Source organism: Pseudomonas putida group bacterium ESBL64 (genome assembly GCF_045277175.1).
Lineage (GTDB): Bacteria > Pseudomonadota > Gammaproteobacteria > Pseudomonadales > Pseudomonadaceae > Aquipseudomonas > Aquipseudomonas alloputida.
Map to the genome: position 1 here is coordinate 4,368,526 of NZ_CP145799.1, position 9,735 is coordinate 4,378,260.

Annotated in this window: 11 protein-coding genes; 4 read left to right on the forward strand and 7 right to left on the reverse strand. The window is 64.6% G+C overall.

Going from position 1 to position 9,735, the window contains the following annotated elements:
* Positions 1-93: 93 nt before the first annotated feature.
* The 7 genes from V6093_RS19870 to gshB all read right to left on the reverse strand — a co-directional run bounded on the left by V6093_RS19870 (position 94) and on the right by gshB (position 6,056).
* Positions 94-1,365, reverse strand: a complete 1,272-nt coding sequence (locus tag V6093_RS19870) for a dihydroorotase (protein ID WP_012053915.1) — start codon at positions 1,363-1,365, stop codon at positions 94-96.
* On the reverse strand, positions 1,362-2,366 hold the full coding sequence (locus tag V6093_RS19875) for an aspartate carbamoyltransferase catalytic subunit (protein ID WP_003249311.1): 1,005 nt from the start codon (positions 2,364-2,366) through the stop codon (positions 1,362-1,364). The genes V6093_RS19870 and V6093_RS19875 overlap by 4 nt, the downstream gene beginning before the upstream one ends.
* A gap of 12 nt (positions 2,367-2,378) precedes the next feature.
* Positions 2,379-2,897, reverse strand: a complete 519-nt coding sequence (pyrR, locus tag V6093_RS19880) for a bifunctional pyr operon transcriptional regulator/uracil phosphoribosyltransferase PyrR (protein ID WP_003249313.1) — start codon at positions 2,895-2,897, stop codon at positions 2,379-2,381.
* A 49-nt stretch (positions 2,898-2,946) separates the two neighbouring features.
* A complete protein-coding gene (ruvX, locus tag V6093_RS19885; protein ID WP_265980091.1) occupies positions 2,947-3,372 on the reverse strand; it encodes a Holliday junction resolvase RuvX in 426 nt (141 codons plus the stop codon).
* A complete protein-coding gene (locus V6093_RS19890; RefSeq protein WP_003249318.1) occupies positions 3,372-3,941 on the reverse strand; it encodes a YqgE/AlgH family protein in 570 nt (189 codons plus the stop codon). The genes ruvX and V6093_RS19890 overlap by 1 nt, the downstream gene beginning before the upstream one ends.
* Before the next feature lie 164 nt (positions 3,942-4,105).
* The gene (locus tag V6093_RS19895) at positions 4,106-5,011 is read right to left on the reverse strand and encodes an energy transducer TonB (protein WP_108190285.1); all 906 of its coding nucleotides are present in this window, start codon (positions 5,009-5,011) and stop codon (positions 4,106-4,108) included.
* A 91-nt stretch (positions 5,012-5,102) separates the two neighbouring features.
* The gene (gene gshB / locus V6093_RS19900) at positions 5,103-6,056 is read right to left on the reverse strand and encodes a glutathione synthase (RefSeq protein ID WP_003249322.1); all 954 of its coding nucleotides are present in this window, start codon (positions 6,054-6,056) and stop codon (positions 5,103-5,105) included.
* Positions 6,057-6,294: 238 nt separating this feature from the next.
* Here gshB and V6093_RS19905 point away from each other — a divergent pair, with 238 nt between their 5' ends.
* Genes V6093_RS19905 through V6093_RS19920 form a run of 4 tightly spaced genes read left to right on the forward strand, consistent with a single transcriptional unit; the run spans position 6,295 to position 9,732 of the window.
* The gene (locus V6093_RS19905; RefSeq protein ID WP_010955560.1) at positions 6,295-6,696 is read left to right on the forward strand and encodes a PleD family two-component system response regulator; all 402 of its coding nucleotides are present in this window, start codon (positions 6,295-6,297) and stop codon (positions 6,694-6,696) included.
* A gap of 47 nt (positions 6,697-6,743) precedes the next feature.
* The gene (gene pilH, locus V6093_RS19910; protein ID WP_003249327.1) at positions 6,744-7,109 is read left to right on the forward strand and encodes a twitching motility response regulator PilH; all 366 of its coding nucleotides are present in this window, start codon (positions 6,744-6,746) and stop codon (positions 7,107-7,109) included.
* A complete protein-coding gene (locus V6093_RS19915; RefSeq protein ID WP_003249330.1) occupies positions 7,106-7,660 on the forward strand; it encodes a chemotaxis protein CheW in 555 nt (184 codons plus the stop codon). Before pilH ends, V6093_RS19915 begins: the two co-directional genes overlap by 4 nt.
* Before the next feature lie 47 nt (positions 7,661-7,707).
* On the forward strand, positions 7,708-9,732 hold the full coding sequence (locus V6093_RS19920; RefSeq protein ID WP_223817433.1) for a methyl-accepting chemotaxis protein: 2,025 nt from the start codon (positions 7,708-7,710) through the stop codon (positions 9,730-9,732).
* Positions 9,733-9,735: the final 3 nt, after the last annotated feature.

A 9,735-nucleotide genomic window follows, 5' to 3' on the forward strand; every position in this document is an offset into this window, starting at 1 on the left:
GCGCAGCGGCCCCAGGATCTCGGCATCATGCATAGATTGCTGGGGCCGCTATGCGGCCCTATCGCGACACAAGGCCGCTCCCACAGACGTTACTCACGCCTCGTGGCAGACGTGGCCATCGACCAAGGTATAACGCACTGCACCTGGCAGGCAGTGGCCGATGAACGGGCAGTTCTCGCCACGGGAGAACCATTGTTCGCCAGCAACGGTGGACGCTTGCGGGTCGAACAGCACCAGGTCGGCCGCGCCACCCACTTTCAGTTCCCCAGCCGGCAGGCGCAGGGCGGCAGCCGGGCCGCTGCTCAGGCGGGCCAGCAAGGTTGGCAGGTCGAGCAGGCCGTCTTGCACCAGGGTCATGGCCAGTGGCAGCAGCAACTCGACGCTGCTGATACCCGGCTCGGTGGCGCCGAACGGGGCCAGCTTGGCGTCGCGCTCGTGCGGCTGGTGGTGGCTGGAGATGGCCTGGATCACCCCCGACTTCACCGCCTCACGCAATCCGTCACGGTCGGCAGCGGTGCGCAGCGGCGGCTGCACGTGATACAGGCTGGAGAACTCGCGCAGCGACTCGTCCGTGAGGATCAGCTGGTACAGCGCTACATCGGCGGTCACAGGCAGGCCCAAGGCCTGGGCCTGGGCGATCAGCCGCGCGCCACGGGCGCTGGTGATCTGGCTGAAGTGCGCACGCACGCCGCTCTGTTCCACCAGCAGCAGGTTGCGCGCCAGGGCCACGGTTTCGGCGCTTTCCGGGATGCCCGGCAGGCCGAGGAAGCTGGCCATGGCACCTTCGTGGGCCAGGCCGCCCTGGGCCAGGTCGCGGTCCTGGGAGTGGAACACCACCGTCAGGTCGAAGGTGGCGGCATACTCCAGGGCGCGGGCCAGGGTACGGTTGTTGGGGATTTCCTTCAGGCCGTTGCCAAACGCTACGCAACCGGTGTCACGCAGGGCCACCAGTTCGGCCAGTTGCTCGCCCTCCAGGCCCTTGGTCAGGGCGCCGACCGGGTAGACCTTGCTGTTGGCGGCTTCGCGGGCGCGGTCAAGGATAAGTTCGGCTACCGCCGAGGTGTCCAGCACCGGCTTGGTCTGTGGAGGGCAGCACAGGCTGGTGACACCGCCGGCAACGGCAGCGCGGGTTTCACTGGCGATGTTGCCTTTGCGGCTGTAACCCGGCTCGCGCAGGGACACGCCCAGGTCGACCAGGCCGGGCGCAGCGACCAGGCCATCAGCCTGGATCGTGCGACTGGCGCTGAAACCGGCCGGTGCGGCGCCGATGGCGACAATGCGGCCGCCGTCCAGGTGCAGGTCGGTGACCTGGTCCAGGCCGCTGTTGGGGTCGATCACCCGGGCGCCAAGAATACTGATGGTCACTGGGCGTTCTCCTGGTCCAATTGACGTTGCGCGTTCTGCCCGCTCATGGCCATGGACAGCACGGCCATGCGCACGGCGATACCGTAGGTGACCTGGTTGAGGATCACCGAGTGCTTGCCATCGGCAACCGCCGACTCGATTTCTACGCCACGGTTGATCGGGCCCGGGTGCATGACGATGGCGTCAGGCTTGGCCCCGGCCAGGCGTGCGGTCGTCAGGCCGAACAGGCGGTAGAACTCGCCTTCACTGGGCAGCAGGCCACCGGCCATGCGCTCACGCTGCAGGCGCAGCATGATCACCACGTCGACGTCTTTCAGGCCTTCGGCGAGGTCGGTGTAGACCTTTACGCCGTACTGCTCGATACCGATCGGGATCAGGGTTTTCGGCCCGATCACACGGATGTCCGGGCAACCCAGCGCTTTGAGCGCGAGCATGTCGGAACGGGCCACACGCGAGTGCAGGATGTCGCCGACGATCGCCACGGACAGGTTTTCGAAGCTGCCTTTGTGACGGCGGATGGTGAGCATGTCGAGCATGCCCTGGGTAGGGTGCGCGTGGCGGCCGTCACCGCCGTTGATCACGGCCACTTCCGGGCACACGTGCTCGGCGATGAAGTGCGCGGCGCCGGAGTCGGAGTGGCGTACGACGAACATGTCGGCGGCCATGGCTTCGAGGTTGCGCAGGGTGTCGAACAGGGTTTCGCCCTTGCTGGTCGAGGAGGTCGACACGTTCAGGCTGATCACGTCGGCCGACAGGCGCTGGGCTGCCAGTTCGAAGGTGGTACGGGTACGGGTCGAGTTCTCGAAGAACACGTTGCACACAGTCTTGCCGCGCAGCAACGGGACTTTTTTCACAGCCCGGGCACCGACTTCCAGGAAGGAGTCGGCGGTGTCGAGGATCTCGGTGAGCAGTTCGCGAGGCAAACCGTCAAGCGAGAGGAAGTGGCGCAGCTGGCCCTGATCATTGAGCTGCAGCGGGCGCTTGGCGTCGATTGGCGTCATCGCGGGGGACTCTTAAAGGGCGGAAGCGGAGGCGAGGTCCTGGCGCTCGAGGGCGAGCGGTGCGGGTCCGGTCAATTTTACCCGTTCATGGGCGCCCAGCGACAGGGTGGCGCCGAGCACGTTCGGGCGAATCGGCAGTTCGCCGGCATCCAGATCCAGCAGGCAGACCAGGGTGACGCTGGCCGGGCGGCCGTAATCGAACAGTTCGTTGAGCGCCGCGCGGATGGTACGACCGCTCATCAGCACGTCATCCACCAGCACCAGGTGCTGGCCTTCGACTTCGAACGGCAACTCGGACGGGCGCACTTGTGGGTGCAGGCCGTTCTGGCTGAAGTCGTCGCGGTAGAACGACACGTCCAGGGTGCCCATTGGGCTGGTGTCGCCCATGGCATCCTGCAGGGCCTGGGCAACCCAGACGCCGCCGGTGCGGATACCGATATAACGGGGCTCGGTGATTGCCCGGCGCGCCAGGTGGGCACGAAGGTCGACAGCCATCTGCCGGATCAGCTCGGCGGGATTGGGTAGGCTCATTGCGGGCTCCTTGGAAGGGTGCGCCGGGTGGACCCGGCGGCAAAGATGATCAGGTATTGGCCTCCAGCCAGCCTTGCAGCAGCAAGGCAGCGGCAATGGCATCGACCGGATTGTCGCGGTAGCTGTCACGCTGGCCGCCACGGGCCATGCGCTCGCCTTTGGCCTCGAAGGTGGTCAGGCGCTCGTCGTGCGTGTGCACGGGCAGGTTGAAGCGGCCGTTCAGGCGGCGGGCGAACTTTTCGGCGCGGGCGCTCATCTCGCTGGGCGTACCGTCCATGTTCAGCGGCAGGCCGACGACAATGGCATCTGGCTTCCATTCGGCAATCAGCTTTTCCACCTGGGCCCAGTCCGGTACGCCGTTCTGCGCCTTCAGGGTGCACAGTTCGCGGGCCTGGCCGGTAATCACCTGGCCGACGGCCACGCCGATCTGTTTGCTGCCATAGTCGAAGCCCAGCAGCAGGCGTAGTTCAGCCATCAGGCGTGGCCCGCCTGGCTGGTCAGCAGGTGCAGGTTGATCCCCAGGCTGGCGGCCGCAGCCTCAAGGCGCAGGTCGCTGGCCATGCCGAAGACGATTTCCGGGTCGAACGGGCAGTTCAGCCAGGCGTTGTCGGCCAGTTCCGCTTCCAGTTGGCCCGCTTCCCAACCGGCATAGCCCAAGGTGATCAGGCTCTGTTTCGGCCCCACACCGGCGGCGATCGCCAGCAATATGTCCTGTGACGTGGTCAGCGACAGCCCTTCCAGCGCTACGCTGGCCTGGAAACTGCACTCGCTGCTGTGCAGCACGAAGCCGCGGTCGGTTTGTACCGGGCCACCCTGGTAGATCGGCACCTGCAAGGTGCTGGCCGGCGGCGTTTCGTCCGGGCGCAGCTGCTCGAGGATGTCGGCCAGGCTCAGTTCCTGTGGTCGGTTGACCACCAGGCCCATGGCGCCATGCTCATTGTGCTCGACGATATACGTGAGGGTCTGGGCGAAGTTCGGATCGGCCATGTGCGGCATGGCGATCAGGAACTGGTGCTTGAGGTAGCTGGGTGCGAGGGTTTTCATGGGGGATAGTGTGGCGCCAGGTGGCGAGACTGACAAGGTGCGGATTTGTGTCGTCAGGTTGGCGCTTGGCTTGAGGTTTTTGGCGCTTTTGAGATCGAGCGCCGCCCGCGCGGCGCTCGATATCCGCGCTAGCACGCACCGAAAGCCCTACACCAAGGCTGAACTCAATTACTGGACAAACGGTCCCCACGGGCAAAGCGCCAGGTGCGGATGATCTCCAGCCGGTCGAACTCGGCCAGATCACCGGTAAACGGTGCAAAAGGCGCGGCCAGCCGCACGATGCGCTGCGCCGCCTGATCCAGCACGGGCTGCCCGGACGATTCCAGCACCAGCACCTCGTACAGCGAGCCATCGCGGTTGATCGACACCATCATGCGCAAGTTGCCGTAGATTTGCTGTCGGCGTGCTTCATCGGGGTAGTTGAGGTTACCCACGCGCTCGACCTTCTTGCGCCACTCTTCCTTGTACCAGGCACCCTTGTCGCGCATGGTCGACGCGGCGTTCAGGCGATGGATGCGCGGGCGCTTGGCGTACATCTGCTGCTCGTTGGACAGCTCCGCCTCCAGGCTGGCGATCTGGCTGGACAATTGCGAACTGTCGAAGTCCGGCGCCGGTGTGGCTGGCTTGGGCTGTGCTTTGCTTTCCTTGGGTTTGGGTTCGACCTTGTGCGGCTTGGGCGCAGTAGTCACCACCGCCGACTTTTTCGGGGGAGGGGGTGGGACCACCTCGGGCCTGGCCGCAGGCGGTGGGGTGATTTTGTTGATCTTGCTGTCCTGGAACGGCGCCAGCTCGGTGGTCTTGGGCACCGCTTTCTTGTCCAGGGTGCCGCTGCCTTGCTGGTTGTCCTGGGCCTGGAAGTCAGCCTTCTCGGGCGGTTTCTCGCTCTTGAAGGTGGCCAGGGTGATGTCCATGGTGTGGCGGATTTCGGCAGGCTTGACCACGGTGAAGCCGACGCCAAGGATCAGCGCCAGGTGCACCAGCGCAGCCAGGAACAGGGTGAAGCCAAGCCGGTCCGCAGGGCGAACACGGGGAGGCAGCAGGTCGGCAGGGACGTCAGCGGGCAGCGTCATCAGGTATCCAGCAACCGCAGGGCGGGGCAGCAGCTCAGTCGAATAGGACCGGCATCATACCCCACTCTACGGCTTTACTTCGCGTTGGCTGTCAGCGTGCTTTGAGCTTGCGATCAATGGCATCCATCAGCTTGCCACCGATATCGGTGTTGTAGGCGGCATCGATCTCGCGGATACAGGTGGGGCTGGTGACGTTGATTTCGGTGAGGTAGTCGCCGATCACGTCCAGGCCAACGAACAGCAGGCCCTTCTCGCGCAGCGTCGGGCCGACCTGGGCGGCGATCCAGCGGTCGCGCTCGGTCAGTGGGCGGGCTTCGCCACGCCCGCCCGCGGCCAGGTTGCCACGGGTTTCGCCGCTGGCCGGAATGCGTGCCAGGCAATAGTCCACTGGCTCGCCATCGATCATCAGGATGCGCTTGTCGCCGTCCTTGATTGCCGGCAGGTAGGCTTGGGCCATGATCTGCTGGGTGCCCAGTGCGGTCAGGGTTTCCAGGATCACCGACAGGTTGGGGTCGCCCGCCCGGTGACGGAAGATCGACGTACCGCCCATGCCATCCAGTGGCTTGAGGATCACGTCGGCATGCTTGGCGGTGAATTCGCGAAGGATGTCCGGGCGGCGGCTGACCAGGGTCGGGGTGGTGCATTGCGGGAACAGCGTGGCGAACATCTTCTCGTTGCAGTCGCGCAGGCTTTGCGGGCGGTTTACCACCAGTACGCCGTCGTTCTCGGCTTGTTCCAGCAGGTAAGTGCTGTAGACGAACTCCATGTCGAAGGGCGGGTCCTTGCGCATCAGGATCACGTCCAGCTCGGCCAGCGGGCTGTCCTGCTCCTCGCCCAGTTCGAACCAGCGTGCAGGGTCGGCAAACACCGTCAGCGGGCGCATGCGGGCGCGGGCCTTGCCTTCGCCCTGATACAGGTCTTGCTGTTCCATGTAGAACAGGCTCCAGCCGCGTGCCTGGGCGGCCAGCAGCATGGCCAGCGAGCTGTCCTTCTTGTAGGAGATGGACGCGATGGGGTCCATCACAATGCCGAGGCGAACGCTCATGGGGGGTCCTCTTGGCGGCAGGTGGCCGCGGTGGATCGAAAGAAAAGTGGCTCAGGGTGGCGCCGCGAACGCCGACGGTCAAGGGGCGCGGCAGATGGAATGGCCATCCGGAGTATGCTAAAAATGCAGCTGCAAGCCTTGAGCTACAAGCCTCAAGAAAAGAGCATCCATGCGCCGAGCTGCTTTCTTGCAGCTTGCCGCTTGCAACTTGCGGCTTCAATCCTACTGGTAGGCGTCTATGGAACAACCCCTGAAGGTGATGGTGATCGACGATTCCCGCACGATCCGCCGCACCGCGCAGATGTTGCTCGGTGAAGCGGGCTGCGAGGTGATCACCGCCAGCGATGGCTTCGATGCCCTGGCCAAGATCGTCGACCATCAGCCCAGTATCATTTTCGTCGATGTGCTGATGCCACGCCTGGACGGCTACCAGACCTGCGCGGTAATCAAGCACAACAGTGCCTTCAAGGACACCCCGGTTATCCTGCTGTCGTCCCGCGATGGCCTGTTCGACAAGGCCCGCGGCCGGGTGGTCGGTTCCGATCAGTTCCTGACCAAACCGTTCAGCAAGGAAGAACTGCTCGACGCGATCCGCGCCCATGTGCCCGGGTTTGCCGCACCTCAACAACACGCACCCTGACCGAGCCCCGCCATGGCGCGGTCCTACTTTCCTGATGGGGAAACAGCATGGCCCGAGTTCTGATTGTCGACGACTCGCCGACAGAGATGTACAGATTGACCGAATGGCTGGAAAAGCACGGCTACCAGGTGCTCAAGGCCAGCAACGGTGCCGACGGCGTGGCCCTGGCCCGGCAGGACAAGCCTGACGCGGTGCTGATGGACATCGTCATGCCTGGCATGAACGGTTTCCAGGCCACCCGCCAGCTCAGCAAGGACCCGGACACCAGCGCTATTCCAGTGATCGTGGTAACCACCAAGGACCAGGAAACCGACCGTATCTGGGCCACGCGCCAGGGTGCCCGTGACTTCCTGACCAAACCGGTGGAAGAGGAGGCGCTGATCGCCAAGCTCAAAGAAGTGCTGGGGGCTTGACCACCCGCCCGCAAGGCGCGTCGCTGACCGCCTTTGAGTTGTTGCTGGACATCGACCGGCGCTGTCGCCTGCTGGTTGCCGACCAGCCGCCGCAGGACAACCGCGTGCAGCAGTGGAGCGGCATTGGCTTTCGCATTGCCGGGCAGTGGTTCGTCGCGCCCATGGGCGAAGTGGCCGAGGTGCTGCGCGAACCGCGCAGTAGCCGCGTCCCCGGCGTGCAGCCGTGGGTGTGCGGGGTGGCCAACCTGCGTGGCCGGCTGTTGCCGGTGATGGACCTGAGCTGCTTCTTCGGCCTGGGCCACGCCGCACCGGGCAAGCAGCGGCGAGTGCTGGTGCTGGATCACGACGACCTGTTCGTCGGCTTGCTGGTCGACGAGGTGCTGGGCCTTCAGCACTTTGCCCTCGACAGCCTGCAGCTGTCGCCGCCGCAGCCTCTGATCCTTGCCGCTGCGCGCTTTGTGCAGGGGTATTTTCCGCGTGAACGTAACTGGGCGATCTTCAGCCCCTTTGCCTTGGCCCAGGCGCCAGGCTTTCTCGATGTGGCGTTATAGGACCTGCGAACGTGAACAAGCCTGCCACCCCCGTCACTGCCACCACCGTGAGCCCACGTACCCGCAGCATCGCGCAGATCACCGTGCTGTTCCTGATCCTGATCCTTTCGATCATCTTGCTGTTCGCCAACTTTGCTTACCTGAATACCCAATCCAACTACGACAAGCAGTACATCGGCCATGCCGGCGAGCTGCGCGTGCTGTCGCAGCGTATCGCCAAGAACGCCACCGAGGCGGCCACCGGCAAGGCCCTGGCTTTCAAGCTGCTGTCGGATGCACGCAATGATTTCGAACGACGCTGGGGCTACCTGCGCCAGGGTGACAAGTCCACTGGCCTGCCGCCTGCGCCACCTTCGGTGCGTGACGAGATGGAATCGGTACGCCGCGACTGGGAAAACCTGCGCAAGAACACCGACATCATCCTGGCCAGCGAGCAGACCGTGCTGTCGCTGCACCAGGTGGCAGCGACCCTGGCCGAGACCGTGCCGCAGTTGCAGGTGGAATACGAAAAAGTGGTCGAGATCCTGCTGCAGAGCGGTGCCCCGGCCAATCAGGTTGCGGTGGCCCAGCGCCAGCTGTTGCTGGCCGAACGTATCCTTGGCTCGGTCAACACCGTGCTGGCCGGTGACGACAGCGCCGCCCAGGCGGCCGATGCCTTCGGTCGTGACGCCGGGCGCTTTGGCCAGGTGCTGGAGGGCATGCTCAATGGCAATGCGACAATCCAGATAACCCGCGTCGAGGACGCCGACGCGCGTGCGCGGCTGGCCGAAATCGCCGAGTTGTTCCAGTTCGTTGCCGGTTCGGTGGATGAAATCCTCGAAACCTCGCCCGAACTGTTCCGTGTGCGGGAGGCTGCGGGCAACATCTTCAGCCTTTCGCAAACCCTGCTCGACGAAGCGTCGCACCTGGCGAACGGTTTCGAGAACCTGGCTGGCGGGCGCACCCTCGACACCGTTGGCGGCTATGCCCTGGGGCTGCTGGCGCTGGCCTCGATCATCCTCATCGGCCTGGTCATGGTGCGCACCACCAACCGCCAACTGCGCGAGACCGCAGAAAAGAACGAACGCAACCAGCAGGCCATCATGCGCCTGCTCGACGAAATCGAAGAGCTGGCAGATGGCGACCTGACGGTGACCGTATCGGTGACTGAAGACTTTACCGGCGCCATTGCCGACTCGATCAACTATTCCGTGGACCAGTTGCGCGACCTGGTCGCCACCATCAACCACAGTGCAATGCAGGTCGCTGCCGCCGTGCAGGACACGCAGAACACTGCGCGGCAGCTGGCCAAGGCCTCCGAGCACCAGGCTGCACAGATCAGCGAGGCGTCCGAGGCGGTGGGTGACATGGTCGAGTCGATCGATCGGGTTTCGGCGCATGCTTACGAATCGGCCAAGGTGGCCGAGCGTTCGGTGGCCATCGCCAACAAGGGCAACGAGGTGGTGCACAACACCATCAACGGCATGGACAACATTCGCGAGCAGATCCAGGACACCGCCAAGCGGATCAAGCGCCTGGGCGAGTCCTCACAGGAAATCGGCGATATCGTCAGCCTGATCGACGACATTGCCGACCAGACCAACATTCTTGCCCTGAACGCCGCTATCCAGGCCTCGCTGGCCGGTGAGGCCGGCCGCGGATTTGCCGTGGTTGCCGACGAGGTGCAGCGCCTGGCCGAGCGCTCATCGTCTGCCACCCGCCAGATCGAGGCGCTGGTGCGTACCATCCAGGCCGATACCAACGAAGCGGTGATCTCCATGGAGCAGACCACCGCCGAAGTGGTGCGTGGCGCACGCCTGGCCCAGGATGCCGGGGTGGCGCTGGCCGAGATCGAAGGGGTATCGCAGAACCTCGCCGACCTTATCCACAGCATCTCCGACGCTGCCCAGTTGCAGACCTCGTCGGCCGGGCAGATCTCCCACACCATGGCGGTGATCCAGCAGATTACCGCGCAAACCTCTGCCGGCTCCGGTGCCACCGCCGACAGCATCCGCCACTTGGCCCGCATGGCCAGCGAGATGCGCCGTTCGGTGTCCGGTTTCACCCTGCCACCACCGACCGAGCCGCGTTAAGGA